The 20,307-nt window shown below is 73.3% G+C and carries 19 protein-coding genes and 1 tRNA gene; 4 read left to right on the forward strand and 16 right to left on the reverse strand.

Going from position 1 to position 20,307, the window contains the following annotated elements:
* Nucleotides 1-28: 28 nt before the first annotated feature.
* The 4 genes from ABZZ17_RS05010 to ABZZ17_RS05025 form a co-directional block, all read right to left on the reverse strand.
* A complete protein-coding gene (locus tag ABZZ17_RS05010) occupies nucleotides 29-1,192 on the reverse strand; it encodes a serine hydrolase domain-containing protein (RefSeq protein ID WP_356872094.1) in 1,164 nt (387 codons plus the stop codon).
* A gap of 123 nt (nucleotides 1,193-1,315) precedes the next feature.
* Nucleotides 1,316-2,110, reverse strand: a complete 795-nt coding sequence (locus tag ABZZ17_RS05015; protein ID WP_356872096.1) for an ABC transporter ATP-binding protein — start codon at nucleotides 2,108-2,110, stop codon at nucleotides 1,316-1,318.
* Entirely contained in the window at nucleotides 2,107-2,868 is a 762-nt protein-coding gene (gene cbiQ / locus ABZZ17_RS05020; RefSeq protein WP_356872098.1) for a cobalt ECF transporter T component CbiQ, read from the reverse strand. Before cbiQ ends, ABZZ17_RS05015 begins: the two co-directional genes overlap by 4 nt.
* Before the next feature lies 1 nt (nucleotide 2,869).
* Nucleotides 2,870-3,934: an energy-coupling factor ABC transporter permease gene (locus tag ABZZ17_RS05025; RefSeq protein WP_356872100.1), complete on the reverse strand. Its 1,065-nt coding sequence runs from the start codon at nucleotides 3,932-3,934 to the stop codon at nucleotides 2,870-2,872.
* A gap of 177 nt (nucleotides 3,935-4,111) precedes the next feature.
* Here ABZZ17_RS05025 and ABZZ17_RS05030 point away from each other — a divergent pair, with 177 nt between their 5' ends.
* A complete protein-coding gene (locus tag ABZZ17_RS05030) occupies nucleotides 4,112-4,501 on the forward strand; it encodes an SsgA family sporulation/cell division regulator (RefSeq protein WP_356872102.1) in 390 nt (129 codons plus the stop codon).
* 83 nt (nucleotides 4,502-4,584) lie between these two features.
* Here ABZZ17_RS05030 and ABZZ17_RS05035 read toward each other — a convergent pair whose 3' ends face one another.
* Together ABZZ17_RS05035 and ABZZ17_RS05040 are read right to left on the reverse strand one after the other, a co-directional pair.
* Complete coding sequence (locus tag ABZZ17_RS05035) at nucleotides 4,585-6,786, reverse strand: MMPL family transporter (protein ID WP_356872104.1); 2,202 nt, start codon at nucleotides 6,784-6,786, stop codon at nucleotides 4,585-4,587.
* A 123-nt stretch (nucleotides 6,787-6,909) separates the two neighbouring features.
* Nucleotides 6,910-7,509, reverse strand: coding sequence for a TetR/AcrR family transcriptional regulator (locus ABZZ17_RS05040; protein ID WP_356872106.1), 600 nt, complete (start codon nucleotides 7,507-7,509; stop codon nucleotides 6,910-6,912).
* 191 nt (nucleotides 7,510-7,700) lie between these two features.
* Here ABZZ17_RS05040 and ABZZ17_RS05045 point away from each other — a divergent pair, with 191 nt between their 5' ends.
* A complete protein-coding gene (locus tag ABZZ17_RS05045) occupies nucleotides 7,701-10,982 on the forward strand; it encodes a S41 family peptidase (protein ID WP_356872108.1) in 3,282 nt (1,093 codons plus the stop codon).
* A gap of 72 nt (nucleotides 10,983-11,054) precedes the next feature.
* Here the strand turns inward: ABZZ17_RS05045 and ABZZ17_RS05050 are convergent, their stop codons facing one another.
* The 4 genes from ABZZ17_RS05050 to ABZZ17_RS05065 all read right to left on the reverse strand — a co-directional run bounded on the left by ABZZ17_RS05050 (nucleotide 11,055) and on the right by ABZZ17_RS05065 (nucleotide 14,823).
* Nucleotides 11,055-11,237, reverse strand: a complete 183-nt coding sequence (locus ABZZ17_RS05050) for a hypothetical protein (protein WP_356872110.1) — start codon at nucleotides 11,235-11,237, stop codon at nucleotides 11,055-11,057.
* 84 nt (nucleotides 11,238-11,321) lie between these two features.
* Complete coding sequence (locus tag ABZZ17_RS05055) at nucleotides 11,322-12,203, reverse strand: SDR family oxidoreductase (RefSeq protein ID WP_356872112.1); 882 nt, start codon at nucleotides 12,201-12,203, stop codon at nucleotides 11,322-11,324.
* On the reverse strand, nucleotides 12,200-13,165 hold the full coding sequence (locus ABZZ17_RS05060) for an alpha/beta hydrolase (protein WP_356872114.1): 966 nt from the start codon (nucleotides 13,163-13,165) through the stop codon (nucleotides 12,200-12,202). Before ABZZ17_RS05060 ends, ABZZ17_RS05055 begins: the two co-directional genes overlap by 4 nt.
* Nucleotides 13,162-14,823 carry an NAD(P)/FAD-dependent oxidoreductase gene (locus ABZZ17_RS05065; protein ID WP_356872446.1) on the reverse strand — a complete coding sequence of 554 codons (1,662 nt, stop codon included), beginning with the start codon at nucleotides 14,821-14,823 and terminating at the stop codon, nucleotides 13,162-13,164. The genes ABZZ17_RS05060 and ABZZ17_RS05065 overlap by 4 nt, the downstream gene beginning before the upstream one ends.
* Before the next feature lie 203 nt (nucleotides 14,824-15,026).
* Between ABZZ17_RS05065 and ABZZ17_RS05070 the strand changes: the two genes are divergently transcribed.
* The gene (locus ABZZ17_RS05070; protein WP_356872448.1) at nucleotides 15,027-15,683 is read left to right on the forward strand and encodes a MerR family transcriptional regulator; all 657 of its coding nucleotides are present in this window, start codon (nucleotides 15,027-15,029) and stop codon (nucleotides 15,681-15,683) included.
* Here ABZZ17_RS05070 and ABZZ17_RS05075 read toward each other — a convergent pair.
* Nucleotides 15,665-16,468 (reverse strand): exodeoxyribonuclease III, encoded by an 804-nt coding sequence (locus ABZZ17_RS05075; protein WP_356872116.1) that lies wholly within the window; start codon nucleotides 16,466-16,468, stop codon nucleotides 15,665-15,667. The genes ABZZ17_RS05070 and ABZZ17_RS05075 overlap by 19 nt on opposite strands.
* A 38-nt stretch (nucleotides 16,469-16,506) precedes the next feature.
* Between ABZZ17_RS05075 and ABZZ17_RS05080 the strand changes: the two genes are divergently transcribed.
* A complete protein-coding gene (locus tag ABZZ17_RS05080; protein WP_356872118.1) occupies nucleotides 16,507-17,001 on the forward strand; it encodes a GNAT family N-acetyltransferase in 495 nt (164 codons plus the stop codon).
* A gap of 164 nt (nucleotides 17,002-17,165) precedes the next feature.
* On the opposite strand, the gene ABZZ17_RS05085 is transcribed toward ABZZ17_RS05080, so the two are convergent.
* The 5 genes from ABZZ17_RS05085 to moaC form a co-directional block, all read right to left on the reverse strand.
* Nucleotides 17,166-17,239: transfer RNA gene (locus tag ABZZ17_RS05085), tRNA-Ala, on the reverse strand.
* 78 nt (nucleotides 17,240-17,317) lie between these two features.
* The gene (locus ABZZ17_RS05090; RefSeq protein ID WP_356872120.1) at nucleotides 17,318-18,391 is read right to left on the reverse strand and encodes a hypothetical protein; all 1,074 of its coding nucleotides are present in this window, start codon (nucleotides 18,389-18,391) and stop codon (nucleotides 17,318-17,320) included.
* A gap of 154 nt (nucleotides 18,392-18,545) precedes the next feature.
* Nucleotides 18,546-19,160 carry a GNAT family protein gene (locus ABZZ17_RS05095; protein ID WP_356872122.1) on the reverse strand — a complete coding sequence of 205 codons (615 nt, stop codon included), beginning with the start codon at nucleotides 19,158-19,160 and terminating at the stop codon, nucleotides 18,546-18,548.
* A 17-nt stretch (nucleotides 19,161-19,177) separates the two neighbouring features.
* Nucleotides 19,178-19,777: a MogA/MoaB family molybdenum cofactor biosynthesis protein gene (locus tag ABZZ17_RS05100; RefSeq protein WP_356872124.1), complete on the reverse strand. Its 600-nt coding sequence runs from the start codon at nucleotides 19,775-19,777 to the stop codon at nucleotides 19,178-19,180.
* The gene (moaC, locus tag ABZZ17_RS05105) at nucleotides 19,774-20,253 is read right to left on the reverse strand and encodes a cyclic pyranopterin monophosphate synthase MoaC (protein ID WP_281207673.1); all 480 of its coding nucleotides are present in this window, start codon (nucleotides 20,251-20,253) and stop codon (nucleotides 19,774-19,776) included. Before moaC ends, ABZZ17_RS05100 begins: the two co-directional genes overlap by 4 nt.
* Between the last annotated feature and the right edge of the window lie 54 nt (nucleotides 20,254-20,307).

Below are 20,307 nucleotides of genomic sequence, written 5' to 3' on the forward strand. Positions count from 1 at the left end.
ACCAGGACCGGGACTGGGGCCGGCGGGGCTACGCGCAGGCCTTGACCGCCCGTACGAGGGCCTGCGCGCGCGGGTCGGCGGTGACGGACTTCGCGAGGCCGTTGGTGACGTAGCCGAAGCCGATGCCCGCCTCCGCGTCCGCGAACGCCAGCGATCCGCCCCGCCCCGGGTGGCCGAAGGACGCCGGGGACAGCAGCGGCGACGCGGGACCGTGCAGCATGTGGCCGGGGCCGAAGCGGGTGTTGACGACCAGGACCCGGTCCGGTCCGGACGAGAGCTCGGTGCCGGCCAGCGCGGCGGTCTCCGGCGCGAAGAGGCGGGCGCCGTCCTCGGTGTCGCCCAGCAGCGCCGCGTAGAAGCCGGCCAGGGCGCGGGCGGTGCCGATGCCGGCGGAGGCCGGGAGCTCCGCCGCCCGGTACGCGGGGTCGTTCTCGTCGGGCAGGGGGTCGATCGCGGCGAAGGCGCGCCGGGTCAGGGAGTGCGGGTCGGCGTACGCCTCGGAAACGTTTCTGCGCGGGCGGGTCTTCAGCGCGCCCGCGTGCTCCGGCGCTTCCACGGGGGCGACGCGGCCCACCCGGCCCGCGGCGGCGTCCGGCAGGCCGATCCAGAAGTCCAGTCCGAGCGGCCCGGTGACGTGCTCCGCGAGCCAGCTGCCGAGGGAGACCCCGGTCACCCGCAGCACCAGCTCCGACAGCAGCCAGCTGTACGTCTGGGCGTGGTAGCCGTGGGCGGTGCCCGGCTCCCACAGGGCTGCCTGCGCGGCCACGGCGCGCGCCCCGCTCACCCCGTCGACGGCTTCCGCCGGGGTCAGTGACCGGTCCAGCGCCGGGACGCCCGCGCGGTGGGCGAGCAGGTCGCGGACCCGTACGCGGTCCTTGCCGCCCGCCTTGAACTCCGGCCAGTACGCGCCGACCGGCGCGTCCAGGTCCAGCAGGCCCCGCTGGTGCAGCAGCAACGGGACGGCCGCCGCGACGCCCTTGGTCGCGGAGCGGACCACCTGGGCCGTGCCCGCCTCCCAGGGCCCGGCGGCCGCGCCGTCGGCGTCCTTCGTACCGGCCCACAGGTCGACGACCCAGCGGCCGTCCCGGTACACGGCGACGGCCGCGCCCCGGTCCCCGAGGACCTCGAAGTTGCGTACGAACGCCTCCCGGACGGCCTCGAAGCCCTCCGCCACCGTCCCCTGGACCTCCACGGCCGACTCTCCTCGTGTGCTGTGCGCGTGCTGCTCGCGTGTCCGCGACGGCGCGCGTGCGGCGCCGTACACGAGGGTGCAACGCGCGCGGGCCGGTCCTGCTTCCCGGGCGGGCGCGGCCGGTCAGCGCGGGCGGCGGCCGGGGGCGGCGGTGGCGCGGGGGTCGAAGCCGAAGGGGAGTTCCAGGCGGTGGGCGCCCATGAGGTCCTCGTCGCACAGCAGCTCGCGGGTGGGGCCGTCGGCCGCGATGACGCCCTCGCTGAGAATGACGGCGCGGGGGCACAGTTCCAGCGCGTAGGGCAGGTCGTGGGTGACCATCAGGACGGTGACGTCGAGGGAGCGCAGGATGTCGGCCAGTTCGCGCCGGGAGGCCGGGTCGAGGTTGGAGGAGGGCTCGTCGAGGACGAGGATCTCCGGGCGCATCGCGAGTACGGTCGCCACGGCCACCCGGCGGCGCTGGCCGAAGGACAGGTGGTGGGGCGGCCGGTCGGCGAAGGCCGCCATGCCGACCTGTTCCAGGGCCTCGCAGACCCGGTCCTCCAGTTCGGCGCCGCGCATTCCGGCGGCGGCCGGGCCGAAGGCCACGTCCTCGCGGACGGTCGGCATGAACAGCTGGTCGTCGGGGTCCTGGAAGACGATCCCGACGCGGCGGCGGATCTCGGCGAGGTGGCGCTTCTCGACCGGCAGTCCGGCGACGGTCACGGTGCCGACACCGCCGCCGAGGATGCCGTTGAGGTGCAGGACCAGGGTGGTCTTGCCCGCGCCGTTGGGGCCGAGCAGGGCCACCCGTTCGCCGTGCCCGACGGTGAGGTCGACCCCGAAGAGGGCCTGGTGCCCGTCGGGGTAGGCGTAGGCGACGCCGGAGACCTCCAGGGAGGGCGGGGGCGGGGCGGCGGCGGAAGCGGAAGCAGCGGTCACAGCGTCCATCCCATCAGACAGACGGCGAGCGCCGTCACCGGGAGCACGGCCGCGTACGCCCACTGGGCGCGGCTGGCCGAGACCTCGTCGATCACCGGCATCGAGCCGGCGTAGCCGCGGCTGACCATCGCGAGGTAGACCCGCTCGCCGCGTTCGTAGGAGCGGATGAAGAGGGCGCCGGCCGTCTTGGCGAGGACGCCCCAGTGCCGGATCCCGCGGGCCTCGAAGCCGCGCGAGCGGCGGGCGATGGACATGCGCCGCAGCTCACCGGTGATGACGTCGCCGTACCGGATCATGAAGGAGGCGATCTGGACGAGCAGGGGCGGCAGCTTCAGCCGCTGGAGGCCCAGCAGCAGGGAGCGCAGTTCGGTCGTCGAGGCGAGGACCACGGAGGCGGCCACGCCGAGGGTGCCCTTGGCGAGTACGTTCCAGGCGCCCCACAGGCCGGAGACGCTCAGCGACATGCCGAGCACCTCCACCCGCTCGCCCTCCGCGACGAAGGGCATGAGCACGGCGAAGGCCACGAACGGAACCTCGATCAGCAGCCTGCGCAGCAGGAATCCGGCCGGGATCCGGGCCGCCGCCGCGACGGCGGCGACCAGGACGGCGTACGCGGCGAAGGCCCACATCGCCTCGCGCGGCGTGGAGACGACGACGACCACGAAGGCGAAGACCGCGGCGATCTTGCAATGCGGCGGCAGCGCGTGGACGGGCGAGTGCCCGTGCCGGTAGAGCTTGTGGGCGTGGCCGGCTCCCATGTCAGTGGGCCGAGGGGGCGGCGGTGGAGGTGGCGGTCAGCTCGTCGGCGCGGCGGCGGCGCACGGTCCAGAAGATCCCGGTGCCGACGGCGACGGTGACGCCGACGCCGATGACCCCGGCGAGGCCGCCGGACAGGCGGGGGTTCTCCACGTCCTTGACGCCGTAGTCGGCGAGCGGGGAGTCGGCGGCCGCGTGGTCCTCGACCTTCTCGTCGATGCCCTTGTCGGCGGCGACCTTCTCCAGCCCGTCCGGGCTGGCGGAGGCGTAGAAGGAGACGACGCCGGCCAGGACGAGGGCGGTGGCGAGACCGGTCAGCCACACGGCGCGGGTGGAGCGGGCGGCGGCCGGTGCGGCGGCCGGGGCCGGGGCGGCGGGGGCGTCGACGAGCTCGCCGCCGACGCGCAGCTTCAGCGGGGCGCCGAGGCCGCGGGCGGCGTGGACGAGGTCGGGGCGCACGGCGATGACGGCGCCGACGGTCGCGGCGGTGATCAGGGCTTCGCCGATGCCGATCAGCACGTGCACGCCGACCATCGCGGTGAGCACCTTGCCGATCGGGACGTCCGTGGTCCCTCCGACGGCGTAGACGAGGGTGAAGGCGGCCGCGGCGGCCGGTACGGAGAGCAGGGCTCCGGTGAAGGCGGCGACGGTGACCGAGCGGCGGGTGGCCGGCAGCACCTTGAGGAGGCCGCGGAAGACGGCGTAGGCGACGAGGACGGTGACGCCGCCCATGACGGTGATGTTGACGCCGAGGGCGGTCAGGCCGCCGTCGGCGAAGAGGATGCCCTGCATCAGCAGGACGACCGACACGCAGAGCACTCCGGTGTAGGGGCCGACGAGTATCGCGGCGAGGGCCCCTCCGAGGAGGTGGCCGCTGGTGCCCGCGGCGACCGGGAAGTTCAGCATCTGCACGGCGAAGATGAAGGCGGCGACGAGGCCGGCGAGCGGCGCGGTGCGCTCGTCGAGTTCGCGGCGGGCGCCGCGGAGGCTGACGGCGACCGCGCCCGCGGCCACCACTCCGGCGGCCACCGAGACGGGTGCGTTGATGAATCCGTCGGGCACATGCATGGAGCGGCTCCGCTTCCTGTTTACCTCACAAAATCTTTAACCGTTCAAGAATAGTGCCCAGTTGCAAACAGTTGGCAAGAGCGGCCGCGTCACAAATAGTGCCTCGCGTTTTCGTCGGAATGTGCGAGGCTGGACGGACAAACGGACGCAAATGTTCCGATTTCGAGGAGCCCGTCGATGTCAGCCCCCGCCGAGAACGCGCCAGCGACCGCAGACACGACCGCCGTGGAGGAGCGGGTACGCGCCCGCGTCATCACCGACGACCCCCTCTACCGGACCATCCCGGTCCGCCTGCGCTTCGCGACGGACGAACCGCTGGCCGTACGGATCGTGTTCCCCGCCGAGCTGTCCCCCGAGGGCACCGACAACGAGTGGGTCTTCCCCCGCGCGCTGCTGGAGGCGGGCCTGCTGGCCCCGACGGGTACCGGGGACGTCCGCGTGTGGCCCTGCGGCCGCGTCCAGGCGGTCGTCGAGTTCCACTCCCCCGACGGGGTGGCCGTCGTCCAGTTCGACATCGCCGCGCTCCGCCGCTTCCTGCGCCGCACCTACGCCCCCGCCACCCGTTAGGCGCAGTCGCCCCGTACGGAACGGCCCCGGCCCCGCACCTGGGAACAGGTGCGGGGCCGGGGCGCTGCCACGTGCGCGTACGGTCAGGCGTTGACCAGCTCGCGGTCCTTGTCCGGGCCCTCCGGGTGGCCGGAGCCGTCGCCGAGGTGCTTGCGCAGGCTCTCGCCCTCGACGTCCACGTTCGGCAGGATCCGGTCGAGCCACTTCGGCAGCCACCAGGCCTTGTGCCCGAGGAGCGCGAGCACCGCCGGGACGATGGCCATGCGGACCACGAAGGCGTCGAACAGGACGGCGATGGCCAGGCCGAAGCCGATCATCTTGACCATCTGGTCGCTGGCCCCGAGGAACCCGGCGAACACCGCGATCATGATGACGGCGGCGGCCACGACCACGCGGGCGCTGTACTGGAAGCCGGTGACGACGGCCTGGCCCGGGCGCTCGCCGTGGACGTACGCCTCCCGCATGCGGGTGACCAGGAAGACCTCGTAGTCCATGGCCAGGCCGAAGACGACGCCCACCATGAAGATCGGCATCATCGACATGATCGGACCGGTCTGCTCCACTCCGAAGACCGAGCCGAGCCAGCCCCACTGGAAGACCGCCACGACCGCGCCGAGGGCGGCGACGACCGACAGCAGGAAGCCGAGGGCCGCCTTGAGCGGGACCAGGATCGAGCGGAAGACGAGCATCAGCAGCAGGAAGGCGAGACCGACCACGAGTGCCAGGTAGGGCACCAGCGCGTCGTTCATCTTCTGCGAGAAGTCGATGTTCATCGCGGTCTGGCCGGTGACGTAGACGTCGTCCCCGCTGCCGTCGCGGATCGTGTGGACGAGGTCCTCGGTCGCGGCGGAGGAGGGCCGGTCCTTGGGGATGACGCTGATGATCGCGGCGTCCTTGGCCTCGTTCTGCTGGGGCGGCAGCACGACCGCCACCCCGTCCAGGCCCTTGATCCGGTCGGCGGTGCCGTCGGCGAGCGCCTTGTCCCCGTCGACGACCACCATCAGGGGGCCGTTGAAGCCGGGGCCGAAGCCGTCGGACAGCAGGTCGTACGCCTTGCGCTGGGTCGTGGAGACCGGCTGGGCGCCGTCGTCCGGCAGGCCCATCTCCAGCTTGCTCGCCGGGATGGCGATGACGCCGAGGCCGATGACGCCGGCGAGCAGCACCATGACGGGGCGGCGGAGCACGAAGCGGGCCCAGCGGGTGCCGCCGTTGGCCTTGGGCTTGGCGTCGGCGGGCTTGCCCTTGCCGAAGAGCTTGCTCTTCTCGCCGGCCGGCAGGACCTTCTTGCCCGCGAAGCCGAGGATGGCCGGGACGAGCGTCAGGGCGACGAGCACCGCGATGACCACCGTGCCGGCGGCCGCGACGCCCATCTTGGTCAGCATCGGGATGTTGACGACGGCCAGGCCCACGAGGGCGATGACCACGGTCAGACCGGCGAACACCACGGCGGAGCCGGCGGTTCCGGCGGCCCGGCCCGCGGCTTCGTCGCGTTCACGGCCCTCGGCGAGCTCCGCGCGGTAGCGGGAGACGATGAACAGGGCGTAGTCGATGCCGACCGCGAGGCCGATCATCATCGCGAGGGTGGAGGTGGTGGAGCCGAGGTCCAGCACGTTGGCGAGCGCGGTGATGGAGGAGACGCCGATGCCCACGCCGATCAGCGCGGTCAGCAGCGGCAGTCCGGCCGCGACGAGCGAGCCGAAGGTGATGACGAGGACGATCGCGGCGACCAGGATGCCGATGATCTCGCCGGAGCCCGTCTCGGGCGCCGCCATCAGGGCGTCGCCGCCGATCTCGACGCCGAGCCCCTGCTGCTGGGCCTCCTTGCCGGAGTCCTTGAGCGCGTCGCGGGTGGCGTCCTTCAGCTCCATCCCGCTGACCTTGTACTTGACGCTGACGTAGGTGGTGGAGCCGTCCTGGCTCACCGCCTTCGTCAGGTACGGGTCTTCGACGGAGGCGATCTGGTCGGCGCCGGCGCCGCCCTTCAGACCGGAGATGACCTTCTCGACCTCGGTCTTGACGCCCGGGTCGGTGACCTTGGCGCCCGCCGGGGCCTTGATGACGATGCGGGCGGTGGCGCCGTCGGCGGCCATGCCCGGGAACTTCTTGTCCAGCAGGTCGAAGGCCTTCTGGGCCTCCGTGCCGGGTATCGAGAACGAGCCGGAGGTGGGCGCGGAGGCCGTCGCGGCGCCGAAGCCGGCGGCGAACAGCAGCGCCACCCAGACGAGGGCGACGAAGCGGCGGCGCCGGAAGGCGCCGCGGCCGAGCCGGTAGAGGAAGGTGGCCACGTGGGTGGTTCTCCCGTTCAGGTCGTGGGATGGATCCGGGACGGATCAGGGCATGGAGAGCCGGCCCGACGACGAGAGCGGCGTGTCAGGAGCAGCGGGACGGTGCGGAACGCTTCTGGGGAGTCAGACGCCGAGGGCGGGGAAGATCACGGCGTCCACGAATTCGCTGAGGAAGACCCGGTCGACGGGCCGGTCCTCGATCAGCGGGAGCGAGATGAACGCCCCGATGAGCATGTGCGGTACGAAATCCAGGGCCGGACAGTCCGGCCGGATCTCGCCCCGCTCGACGGCGCGCTGCAGCAGCCGCTGGAGATCGTTGATCTCCGGGTCGACCAGCAGGTCCCGGAGCGCCTTGTGGAGCTCCGGGCTCTCGTGGACCGCATGGGCCAGACCCCTGATCAGGGCGGTGTCCTTGGCCATCTGCACGTCGTCGGAGTGCGCCACCATCATGGCGATGTCCCCCCGCAGGGTGCCCGTGTCGATCTCCCCCAGGGAGACCGGCTGGGTACACCGCAGGGCCTTCGCGACCAGCTCGGGCTTGCTCCCCCACTGGCGGTAGAGGGTGGCCTTGCTGGACTTCGTACGGGCGGCGACCGCGTCCATGGTCAGCGCCTCGTAGCCGACCTCGCGGAGGAGGTCGAGGACCGCCTCGTGGAGTTCGGCCTGCCGCTCGGGGGTGATCCGGGTACGCCGCGCCGACGTCTCCGACGTCTCTTCGGTCATCTCCGCGCCCCCTGTCCGAGCGAAACCCTTCCGTACCGTTAAGACGATACCCCCACCCCCAAGGGAACGAAACCGTTCCGTTTCGTTAGGGGGAGTGGCGTCGGTCACCCGGCCGCCGCGGGCCCCGAATCCCCCGAAGGGGATCACCTGTACGAGTTGCCGGGGCCCCCCGCCGCGGAAAGCATTGGGGGGTGAGTCACGACGTCGCGTACCTCCGGTTCCCGCACCTGCACGACGACCTGCTGTGCTTCGCCTCCGAGGACGACCTCTGGGTCGCCCCCCTCGTACCCGACGGAGCCGAACCCGGCCGGGCCTGGCGGATCACCGTCGACCGGACCCGGGTCAGCCACCCGCGCTTCTCCCCCGACGGCCGGCACATCGCCTTCACCACCTGGCGCAGCCTCGACCCCGAGATCCACCTCGTCCCCGTGGACGGCGGCCCGGCCCGCCAGCTCAGCTACTGGGGCGCCACCGACACCCGCGTCTGCGGCTGGACCCCGCCCGACGAGGACGGCCGCAGCGACATCCTCGCCGTGTCCTCGCACGGCCAGCCCTTCTCCTACTTCGCCTGGTCCTACAGCCTGCCCACCGACGGCAGCCCCGGCGGCCGCCTCCCCTGGGGGCCGGTCTCCGACATCCAGGTCCGGGAGGAGGAGGACGGCGAGCGGCGCAGCCTGCTGCTGACCGGCAAGCCCCCGCACGAGCCCGCCGCCTGGAAGCGGTACCGGGGCGGCGCCACCGGCCGGCTCTGGCTGCACGGGCAGCGGCTGCTGGAGGGCATCGAAGGGCATCTCGACTCCCCGATGTTCGTGGGCGGCAGGATCGCCTTCCTCTCCGACCACGACGGCATCGGCAACCTCTACTCCTGCCTGCCCGACGGCGGCGACCTGCGCCGGCACACCGACCACGCCGAGTTCTACGCCCGCCACGCCTCCAGCGACGGCACCCGGGTCGTCTACCAGTGTGCCGGTGACATCTGGCTCGTGGACTCCCTCGCCCCCGACGCCTCCCCGCGCAAGCTCCGCGTCCGCCTCGGCGGGCCGCGCGCGGGGCGCCGTCCGTACCAGGTGCCGGCCGCCAGCCACGTCGACTCGCTCTCCGTCGACGCCACCGGCCGGGCCAGCGCCGTCGTCGTGCGCGGCAGCCTCTACTGGCTCACCCACCGCGACGGGCCGGCCCGCACCATCGCCGACACCCCGGGCGTACGGGTCCGGCTGCCCGAGATGCTCGGCAGCGGCGGCCAGGTCGCCTACGTCACCGACGCCGAGGGCGAGGACGCGATCGAGATCGCCTACCTCCCCCGCGCCTCCGGGGAACGCGAGCCCCGCCGGCTGGCCTCGGGCGCGCTGGGCCGGGTACTGGAGCTGCTGTCCGATCCGGACGGGGAACGCCTCGCCATCGCCTCCAACGACGGACGGCTGCTGCTCCTCGACGCCACGGAGGAGTCCAACGGCGAGGTCACCGAGCTGATCCGGTCGATCAACGGGCCCGTCACCGACCTCGCCTTCTCCCCCGACGGCTGCTGGCTCACCTGGTCGCACCCGGGCATCGGACGCTCGCTGCGGCAGATCAAGATGGCGAAGATCGCGGGACCCGGCGCGCACACCGTCGTCGACGTCACCAACGGCCGCTTCGAGGACGAGAACCCGGTCTTCACCCGGGACGGCCGCTACCTCGCCTTCCTGTCCTGGCGCGGGTTCGACCCGGTCTACGACGTGCACACCGGCGACCTGTCCTTCCCGCTGGGCTGCCGCCCCTACCTGGTGCCGCTGTCCTCCGCGACCCCCTCCCCCTTCGCGTTCTCCCCCGACGGCCGCCCGGCGGCGGGCGGCCTCGACCCGGCCGAGGGGGAGCCGGAGTCCGGCGACGGCGCGGTCACCGTCGAGGCCGAGGGCCTGGAGAGCCGGATCATCCCCTTCCCCGTGTCCGCGTCGAAGTACTCGGCCCTGTACCCGGTGAGCGGCGGCGGGCTCGTGTGGCTGCGCTGGCCCATCTCCGGCGCGCTCGGCGAGACCTTCGCCAACCCGGCCGACACCAGCGGCAAGCCCACGCTGGAGCACTTCGACGTGACCAAGGCCCGCAAGACGGAACTGGCCTCCGGGCTGGACTGGTTCGCGGTCAGCGGCGACGGCACCCGTCTCGTCGTCAACGACGACGGCGACCTGCGCGCGGTCCCCTCGACGGAGTCCGGCGACGGGGACTCGACCGTCTACCTGGACCTGCGGCGCATCCTGCACGAGGTCGACCCGGCGGCCGAGTGGCGCCAGGCCTTCGAGGAGGCCGGACGGCTCATCCGCGCCTACTTCTGGGAACCCGGCATGTGCGGGATCGACTGGGACGAGGTACTGCGCCAGTACCGCCCCCTCGTCGAACGGGTCGCCTCCCCCGACGAGTTCGCCGACCTCATGCGCGAGGTGCTCGGCGAGCTCGGCACCTCGCACGCGTACGTGTCCCCCGCCCGCCGCAACGAGGGCCCGCCCCACTACCAGCGGGCCATCGGGCTGCTCGGCGCCAACTTCGTGCCCCGGGACGGCGCCTGGATGCTCGCCCGGATCCTGCCCGGCGAGTCCTCCGACTCCAAGGCGCGCTCCCCCCTCGCGGGCACCGGCATCCGCGAGGGCGCGGTCCTCACCCACGTCGACGGCCGCCCGGTCGACCCCGTGACCGGCCCCTACCCGCTGCTCGCGGCGGCCGGGGGCACCACCGTCGAGCTCACCTTCGAGCCCGCCGAGGGGTCCGGCCGGGCCCGGCGCGTGGCCGTCGTACCGCTCGTCGACGACCGGCCGCTGCGCTACCAGGACTGGGTGTCGAAGCGGCGGGCCGTCGTCCGCGAGGTCAGCGGCGGCCGCTGCGGCTACCTGCACATCCCCGACATGGGCGGCTCGGGCTGGGCACAGTTCAACCGGGACCTGCGGATGGAGATGTCCCGGCCCGCGCTGATCGTGGACGTGCGCGGCAACGCGGGCGGGCACATCAGCGAGCTGGTCGTGGAGAAGCTGACCCGCTCGATCCTCGGCTGGGACCTGACCCGGGACGCCCAGCCGGTCTCCTACGCCTCCAACGCCCCCCGCGGCCCGATCGTGGCCCTGGCCGACGAGGCGACCTCCTCCGACGGGGACATGATCACCGCCGCCTTCAAACTGCTGGGCCTGGGGCCGGTGGTGGGCCAGCGCACTTGGGGCGGGGTCGTCGGCATGACCGGCCGCCACACCCTGGGCGACGGGACGGTGATCACCGTGCCGATGAACGCCGCCTGGTTCCCGGAGTACGGCTGGTCGGTGGAGAACCACGGCGTGGAGCCCGACCTCGCGATCCTGCGCACCCCGCTGGACTGGGCCGAGGGGCGCCACGCCCAGCTCGACGACGCCGTGCACCTCGCGCTGGAGCTGCTGGAGCAGGACCCGGCCGCCGTGCCGCCCGGCTACACGGACGTCCCGGACCTGCGCCGCCCGAAGCTGCCGCCGCGGGAGTAGGCGCACCCCGCGGGAGCGGGCACACGAGAGGGGCGCGGCCCGCCGGCCGCGCCCCTCTCCCTGCTGTCGCTCCTACTTGTCGAACGCGTCCTCGTAGGCGTCCCGGACCGGGCGGGCTCCCGGCCGTGCCTCCGGCGCCGGCTCGGGAACCGGGGCGGCCGCTTCCGCCCCGGTCCGCCGCAGTTCGGCGTCCTGCGCCGCGGCCCGCTCCGCGAGCCGCCTCGCCTTGTCCTGGAACTGGTCCCTCAGACCCATGCCGGTCCCTCCTGAACGGTGGTCGGGGCGTGTTGTCGACCAGCCTGACATGGGGGACGTTTCCGCGCATTTCGGCCATATGGCCTAGGTGTTACGCGTGCGCTCCTTCTCGTCGGCGGCCCCGCCGGCTCCCACGAGCCCCTTGGAGACACCGGCCAGCCGCGGCTCGAACCGCTTCATCTCGCGCTGTCCGACCGTCGCGATGATCCCGGGCAGGTAACCGCGCACGCCCTGCATGCCGCGCAGCCACCACTGCGCGTACACGTGCGGCGAGCGCCGTTCGATGCCGGCCACGATCCGGTCCACGGCGGGGCCGAGCGGGTACGTGCGGTTCGAGGGCCACGGCAGGCGCTGGCGCAGCTCGCGCATGACGTCGTTCTCGTCGGCTCCGCGCACCATGTCCGTGTCGGTCCAGGACAGGTAGCCCACGCCGACCTTGACCCCCTTGTAGCCGACCTCGGCCCGCAGGCAGTGGGCGAAGGCCTCCACCCCGGACTTCGAGGCGCAGTACGCCGTCATCATCGGGGCCGGGGTGATCGCGGCGAGCGAGGCGATCTGGAGGAAGTAGCCGCGGCTCTCGGCGAGGACGGGCAGGAAGGCGCGGGCGGTGACCGCCCCGCCGATGAGGTTGACCTCGATCACGCGGCGCCAGGCCACGGGGTCGGAGTCGGCGAACGGGCCGCCGGCGGCGACGCCCGCGTTGGCGACGACGACGTCCACCTTGCCGAAGCGTTCCTTGACCTCCTGCGCGACGCGGGCCATCGCCTCGTGGTCGGTGACGTCGGCGTGCCAGTGGGCGCTGTCGGTGTGGAGCCGCTCGGAGACCTCCTTGAGGGCTTCCGGCTCCAGGCCCACCAGGGCGATCTTCGCGCCGCGCGCGGACAGCTTGCGGGCGAGGAGCTCGCCCACCCCGCGGGCGGCGCCGGTGACGACGGCGACCTGGCCTTCCAGACTGTTGCGGCTCACGGCGTCTTCTCCTTCTCGGCCTCGGTGACTGCTGCCCCGTCGGCCGTGGCGGCCGGCCGTACGGGGAGGTGCTCGGCGGTGAGCGCGCGCAGGGCGGCCGTGACCGCCTCCGGCGCCTCGACGGGCGTCATGTGGCCCGCGCCGGTGAGTTCGGTGAGGCCCGCGCAGTGCGGCAGGGCCGCGGCGAGGGCGCGGGCGTGCGCGATGGGGGTGAGCCGGTCGTCCGTACCGCCGATGACGGCGGTGGGCACGGTCAGCCGGGCCAGTTCGGCGTCCAGGTCCAGGCCGGCCAGTACCCGGGACCAGGCGTGGCGGACCCCGGTGGGACAGCCGTGGACGATGCGGGCGCAGGCCTCCACCCGGTCCGGGGCGGAACCCGGGCCCATGGTCGCGTACTTGAGGACCGAGCGGGCGAGGGGCGTGACGGGCCCGAGGGGGGCGCGCGAGCCGAGCACCGCGTGCGTCGCCCGGGTCCGCAGCCGCCCGGGGCGCAGCGGCAGTACGGTCGCCTCCGCGACGAGCCGTGAGCTGCCGGTGCTGCACAGCAGGGCGGCCGCGGCGTGCTCGGCGAACTCGGGCCGTCCGGCGGCCGCCATGACGGTCATGCCGCCCATGGAGTGCCCGGCGACGACGGCCCGCTCGCCCGGGGCGAGGGTGGCCTTCAGGACGGCGACCAGGTCGTCGGCGAGGGCGTCGGTGCCGTAGGCCCGGGCGGCGGGGCTGCGGCCGTGGCCGCGCTGGTCGTAGGCGACGACGCGGTGGTCCTGCGCCAGGTCCCGTATCTGCGCGGCCCAGAAGGCGGTGGAGCAGGTCCAGCCGTGGGCGAGGACCACGGCCGGGGCGCCTTCGGCGCCGTGGACCTCGGCGTGCAGGCGGGCCCCGTCGGCGGAGGTGACCTCCAGTACCCGGGCCGGGGCGGGCGGCGCGTAGCGCCCGGTGGTGACGTGCGCGGGCCGGCTCACGCCGCCCCCTCCTCGGCGACGGCGGGGGCGGGGGCCGCGGCCGGTTCCACGGGTGCGGGGCGCGGCGCCGGCCCGGCGGGGGCCCCGGCCCGGGCCTTCCCGGCCTTCCCGGCCTTCCCGGACGCCGCCGCGGCCACGGCCGGGGCGCGCTCGCGGTCCCGGACGCGGATGACCTCGTACTCGGAGAGGTCGACGGTCCGGGTCTCCTTGCGGAACTCGCCCGTCGTGCCCGGCCAGACCGTGGTGTTGCGGCCCTGGGAGTCCAGGTACCAGCTGGTGCAGCCGCCGGTGTTCCAGACGGTCCGCTCCATCCGTGCCTGGACGTTCCGGTTCCACTGGTTGACGGCGGAGGGCCGGGCGGCGAGCGCGGTCCGCCCGCCCTGACCGGCCCCGTCGAGGAGGGTCAGCTGGCGCATGTAGTCGGCCATGTAGTTCAGCTGGGACTCGATCATGAGGATCATCGAGCTGTTCCCGAGACCGGTGTTCGGCCCGATGATCGTCATCCAGTTGGGGAAGCCGGCCGCGGTCGCCCCGCGCAGCGCCTGCATCCCGTCCTTCCAGGCGTCGGCGAGGGTCCCGCCCTCCGCGCCCACGACCCGGTCGGCGATCGGCATGTCCGTGACGTGGAAGCCGGTGCCGAAGATGATCGCGTCGACCTCGGTCTCGGTCCCGTCGGCGGCCACGAGGACCGAGCCGCGGACCTCCTTCAGCCCGGAGGCCACCAGGTCCACGTCGGGCCGGGCCAGCGCCGGGTAGTAGGCGTTGGACAGCAGGATCCGCTTGCAGCCGATCCGGTAGGAGGGCGTCAGCTTGGCCCGCAGCTGCGGGTCCTTGATCGAGCGGGACATGTTGGCCTTGGCGAGGGACTCGACCAGGCCGAGCTGGTTCGGCCGCTTGGTGAAGGCGCTGACCTGGAGCTCGCGGATCCCCCACAGCAGCCCGCGGCGCGCGGCGCGGGTGAAGGGCAGCTGGCGGTGCAGCCAGCGCTCGACCGCGCTGATGGCCCGGTCGGTGCGCGGCATGACCCACGGCGGGGTCCGCTGGAAGAGCGTGAGGCGCTCCACCTCGGGGGCGATGGCGGGCACGATCTGGATCGCGGAGGCCCCGGTGCCGATCATCGCGACGCGCTTGCCGCGCAGGTCGTAGTCGTGGTCCCAGCGGGCGGAGTGGAAGACCTTGCCCGGGAACTCCGCCAGCCCGGGGATCTCCGGCACCTTCGGGTCCGACAGCGGCCCGGTCGCGGACACCACCACGTCGGCGGTGAGCTCCCCGGCTGAGGTCTCGATCTCCCAGCGCAGTTCCTCGGTGTCCCAGCGCATCATCCGGACCTCGTGGTTCAGCCGGATGTGGCGGCGCAGTCCGAAGACGTCGGCGACGTGCTCCAGGTACTCCCGGATGGCGGGCTGCCCGGAGAAGGTCCGCGGCCAGTCGGGGTTGGGCGCGAAGGAGAAGGAGTACAGGTGCGAGGGGACGTCGCACGCGCACCCCGGATAGCTGTTGTCGCGCCAGGTCCCGCCCACGGAGTCCGCCCGCTCCAGGACGACGAAGTCCGTGATCCCCTCCCGCCGCAGCCGTACGGCGGCGCCGAGCCCGCCGAACCCGGACCCGATCACCGCCACGCGTACGTGTTCACGTCCCACGTGTGCACGCTCGTCCATGCCGCCCATGCCCGCCGCCTTCCGCTTCCGCAGTCCCAGCCACCACACCGCAACACTGCCAGCAATCACTGGCACAATCGGGAGAGTAGAGCAGCGCCGTACCCATGGGTAGGGGTCGCGCCCGGAAAGTTACCGACGGTACGCCCTAGGCTGCCCGTGTGGCGGACGAAGTGACAGCAGTGACGACGGAGGACGGGCCCGCGATGGCACGCGAATACCGGACCGGGGAACTGGCCGAGGCGGCCGGCATCCCCGTGCGCACCCTGCGCTTCTACCGCGAGCGCAAGCTGCTGCCGCCGCCCCGCCGCGAGGGCCGGATCGCCTGGTACGACGACCACCACCTCGCCCGGCTGCGCACGATCGCCGCCCTGCTGGAGCGCGGCCACACCCTCGGCGGCATCGCCGAACTCACCGCCGCGTTCGAGAGCGGGCGCGACGTCACGCAGCTCGGCGAGCTGCTCGGCATCGGCTGGTCGGAGGAGACCCCGGTGCGGCTGTCCCCGGAGGCCCTGGCCGACTACTTCGAGGGCGAGGTCACCCCGGAGAACCTGGCGGCCTCCCTCGACCTCGGCTACCTCGCCGTCGACGGCGAGGCGATCGTGCACGTCAGCCGCCGCCTGCTGGACGTCTCGTCGGCGCTGGTCCGCGAGGGCGTACCGCTGGCGGTGGTGCTGGAGACGGGCCGCCGCGTGCGCGAACACGCGGACGCGATGGCCGCCCTGTTCACGGAGCTGATCTCCACGCACCTGTCCGAGGAGGCCCTGCCCCGCCTGCGGCCGCTCGCGAAGAGCGTGGTCGAGGCGGAGCTCACCATGGCGATGGACCGGCTGCTCGCCGCCGGTCAGGACCCGAGCGCGTAGACCACCGTCACCGGGGCGTGGTCCGACCACCGCTCCGGGTGCGTCTCGGCGCGCTCCACCCAGGCCTTCACGGCCTTGCCTGCCAGTCCCGGGGTCGCGACCTGGAGGTCGATCCGCCAGCCGGCGTCGTTGTCGAAGGCCCGGCCGCGGTAGGACCACCAGGAGTACGGACCCTCGGCGTCGGGGTGCAGCTCGCGGACGACGTCGACGTAGCCGGCCTCCGCGTACACCTTCCCCAGCCACTCCCGCTCCTCGGGCAGGAAGCCAGCGTTCTTGCGGTTGGTCTTCCAGTTCTTCAGGTCCGCTTCCCGGTGGCAGATGTTCCAGTCCCCGCACACCACGACTTCGCGCCCGTCCGCGGCGGCCCGCACCTTGAGCGCGGCCAGATGGGGGAGGAACTCGGCCATGAAGCGGTACTTCTCGTCCTGCTTCTCGGTGCCCGCCTCGCCCGACGGCAGGTAGAGGCTGGCGACGGTCACGCCCGGCAGGTCGATCTCCAGGTACCGCCCGGAGGCGTCGAATTCGTCGCTGCCGAAGCCGACCCGCACCCGCTCCGGGGCCCGGCGCGTGTACAGCGCGACCCCGGCCCGGCCCTTGGCGGCGGCGGGCGCGAACACGGTGTGCCAGCCCTCCGGCTGCCGCACCTCCTCCGGAATCTGCCCTTCCTCGGCCCGTACCTCCTGGAGGCACACGACGTCGGCGTCGGATCCCGCGAGCCACTCCCCGAAGCCCTTCTTGGCGGCGGCGCGGATCCCATTCACATTCACGGAGGTCACAGTGAGCATCCCAGCACCATAGCCGGACGCTTCCGTACGATGTCCTGATGTCTCACGGGATACATCTGCGCACCGTCGCCTACGACCACCCCGACGCGGTCAAGCTCGACGCCGAGGTCCAGCTCGAATACCAGGAGCGCTACGAGGGCGACGGCGACGCCACCTTCCTCGACCCCGGGATGTTCGTCCCGCCGAACGGCCTCTACCTCCTGGCCTACGACGCCTCGGACGCCCCCGTGGCCAGCGGCGCCTGGCGCCGCCAGGACAAGAGCGACGAGGGCTACTCCGACGGCGACGCGGAGATCAAGCGCATGTACGTCGTCCCCCCGGCCCGCGGCCTGGGTCTGGCCCGCCGCATCCTGGCCGAGCTCGAAGCCGACGCCCGCGCCGCGGGCCGCGTGCGGATGGTCCTCGAAACGGGCGACCAGCAGCCGGAGGCGATAGCCCTCTACCTCTCCTCGGGCTACACCCCGTCCGAGAAGTTCGGCTACTACCGCTTCCACGACTCCAGCCTCTGCATGGCGAAGCCCCTGAACCCCTGACCCGCCCCCGCCGCCCCGCCTGACGACGGCTCACCGGCGGGGCGGGACGGGCCGGCGCGGCCAAGTCCCCCCGCACGGTCCGGACATGCAGAAGATCCCGCCCGGTCTTCCGACCGGACGGGATCTCATGACGTTCCCGAGAGCTACTCGCGAACTGTCGTTTGTGGACCTGTGGGGATTTGAACCCCAGACCCCCTCGATGCGAACGAGGTGCGCTACCAGACTGCGCCACAGGCCCTTGCGACGTGTGAAACATTAGCATCCCCTCGCGGGTGCTCCAAAACGGGTTGTCGGGAGCGTCCGCGCAGGTCACCGATCACTCGTTCGCGGCGCGCGGCCGGTCCTCGCCCTCGTACTGGTCGAAGAGCGGGGTGCGGCCCCGGTCGCGGCCGCGGGGGCGCGGGGTGGCGGCGGCCTGGGGCCGCGGGTCCGGCTTCGGCTCCGGCGCGGGCACCGGCTCCGGCCTGGGCTCCGTCTTCGGCTTCGGGACCCCGGGCTGGGCGCGCAGCCGGGGCTCCGTGGGCTCGGCGGTGCTGGAGCGGGTCGCGCTCCAGGCGTCGGGGGCGGCCGGGCCGGTGGCGCGCGGGGCGACGGGGGCCGTCACGTAGGTCGGCAGCGGAACCGGGACCGGCTCCCAGCTGTCGCCGCGCGCGGGACCGCGTTCGCGCTCGCGCTGCTGGTCCACCCACTCGGCGTGGTCGGTCTGTTCGACGAGCGCCCGGCGCCCGGCCTCCTGGGGGGAGACCGGTGGCGCAGGGTCCGGTTCGGCCGCGCCCGCGGCGGCGGAGTCCTCGGAGGTCCGGCGGCGGGGGCGGTTCTCGCGCAGGTTGCGGGCGGCGGCCTCGGCGCGGCGCCGGTCCATCGTGAACTCGTAGCGGCGGCGCTCCTGGACGCGCAGGTGCACGATGTACGCGCTCAGCAGCAGGGCGGGCACTGCGGGCGCCCACAGGTACTGGAGTCCGCCGACGGCGGCGACGATCGCGCCGGCGCTGAAGGCGAGGAAGAGCAGCGCGGTGGTGCGCCGGCGGCGCGCGAGCACCTGGAGGCGCTGCTGGCGCCGCACCCGTTCGGCCTCGGCGAACCTCGGCTCGGTCCTGGTCGGGGGCACGCCGAAGGCCCGGGCGTCGGCGTCCACGGAATTCACCGTTTCCGTCGCGGCGTCCGGGTCCGCGTGGGGCTGGGGCTCCGCCTGTTCGTCACCGCGCTCACGCAGCCCCTTGGCGTAACGGCGCTCCATTCCCGCCCGGCCGGAAAGCAGCCGGATGGCAGTGGAGAAGCGTTCCGTCGGACGGGCTTCGTTCAGCTCGTCCTGCCTCCGGAGCCACATGGGCACCAAGTAGGCGGCCCAGGCCCCGACAATGACTGCGTAGATGAGGCCGCTGCTGCTCACACCCCACACCGTAGAGGGGCGCGGGCGGGGGGATCAGCCAATTGAGCCGGTGTGTCGCACGATCAGGCTGATATCACGGACTTTTTTTCCGATTCTTCGGATCAGGTTATGGGCGAATCGGCAAGAATTCGAACGCCTTTGCGATAACCGGGTTTCAGGCGTTCGCCGGGGGGCTTTCCTGCGGCCTCGTGCGGTGCCAGCGGCGCAGCAGTCCCTCCGGGACCTCCTCCAGGGTCAGCGCGTAGACGAGGTGGTCCCGCCAGGCGCCGTCGATGTGCAGGTACCGCGGCCGCAGGCCCTCCTCGCGGAAACCGAGCTTTTCCACGACGCGGCGGCTCGGACCGTTCTCCGGGCGGATGCACACCTCGATGCGGTGCAGCCCGACCTTCCCGAAGCAGTGGTCCACGGCGAGCGCGACGGCCGTCGGCATCACCCCGCGCCCGGCCACGTCCCGGTCCACCCAGTAGCCCACGTGGGCGGCGCACATCGAGCCCCAGGTGATCCCGGCGACCGTCAGCTGGCCGACGAGGCGCCCCTCGTACTCGATGACGAAGGGCAGCATCCGGCCCGCGTTGGCCTCCGCCCGCAGGTGGCGGACCATCTGCCGGTACGTCGGCCGGTGGATGACCGGGCCCCACGGCGCGGGCGGCGGGATCGTCGCCTCCCACGGCCGCAGCCATTCGCGGTTCCGCCGGTTGACCTCGCGCCAGGCGCGCTGGTCCCGGAGCTTTATCGGCCGGAGCGTGACATCGCCGTCCGCCAGTGCCACCGGCCAGGACGGGCCGTTCAGCTCGGGCTCCCGGGAGCCGGCGCGGGTCTGGGGTGGTCGCCGCCGCGGATCTGGTCGACGGCGTGCGGCAGGATCCGCGCCAGCACGGCGAGGCCGTCCTTCACCCCGCCCGTCGAGCCGGGCAGGTTCACGATCAGGGTGCGGCCGGCGACGCCCGCCAGGCCCCGGGACAGCGCGGCGGTCGGCACCTTCGCGAGGCCCTCGGCGCGGATGGCCTGCGGGATGCCGGGGATCTCGTAGTCCAGTACGCGGGCGGTGGCGTCCGGGGTCCGGTCGGTCGGCGAGATGCCCGTGCCGCCCGTGGTCAGGACGACGTCGTACCCGGCGGCCACGCCCTCGCGCAGCGCCTGTTCGACGGGATCGCCGTCCGGGACCACGCGCGGGCCGTCCACTTCGAAGCCGAGCCCCTCCAGCGCCTCGGCGAGCAGCGGGCCGCCCCGGTCGGCGTAGACGCCCTGGGAGGCACGGTTGGAGGCGGTGACCACCAGGGCGCGCGGCGCGGGCGCCGGGGCGGCGGGCCGACCCGCCGCGGTCCAGGCCTCGCCGGCCACCGGCGGCACGTGGCTGTGCACCTCGCCGCCGCGGGGGGCGTTCATCCCCGGCTCCAGTCGCCGGACTTGCCGCCGGTCTTCTCCTCCACCCGGACGTCGGTGATGACCGCGCCCTTGTCGACCGCCTTCACCATGTCGATCACGGTGAGTCCGGCGACCGCGACGGCGGTCAGCGCCTCCATCTCGACGCCCGTGCGGTCGGTCGTCTTCACGGTGGCGAGGATCTCGACGGCGTCGTCGGCGACCGAGAGGTCGACCTTCACCCCGGAGACCGCCAGCGGGTGGCACAGCGGGATCAGGTCGGGGGTCTTCTTGGCCCCCATGATCCCGGCGATCCGCGCGGTGGCGAGGGCGTCGCCCTTCGGCACGCCCTCGCCGCGCAGCAGCTCGATCACCCGGGGCGAGACGAGGACGCGTCCGCTGGCGCGGGCCGTCCGGGTGGTGACGTCCTTCGCCGAGACGTCGACCATCCGGGCCGCGCCGGCCTCGTCGATGTGGGTGAGCCTGCTCTCGGTACTCATGCTGTGCCGCTCCGCTCTGGGTCCCGGGGGACCTGTGTGGTGCGACACACGCTA

The sequence above is a fragment of the Streptomyces sp. NPDC006512 genome (genome assembly GCF_040611935.1).
Lineage (GTDB): Bacteria > Actinomycetota > Actinomycetes > Streptomycetales > Streptomycetaceae > Streptomyces.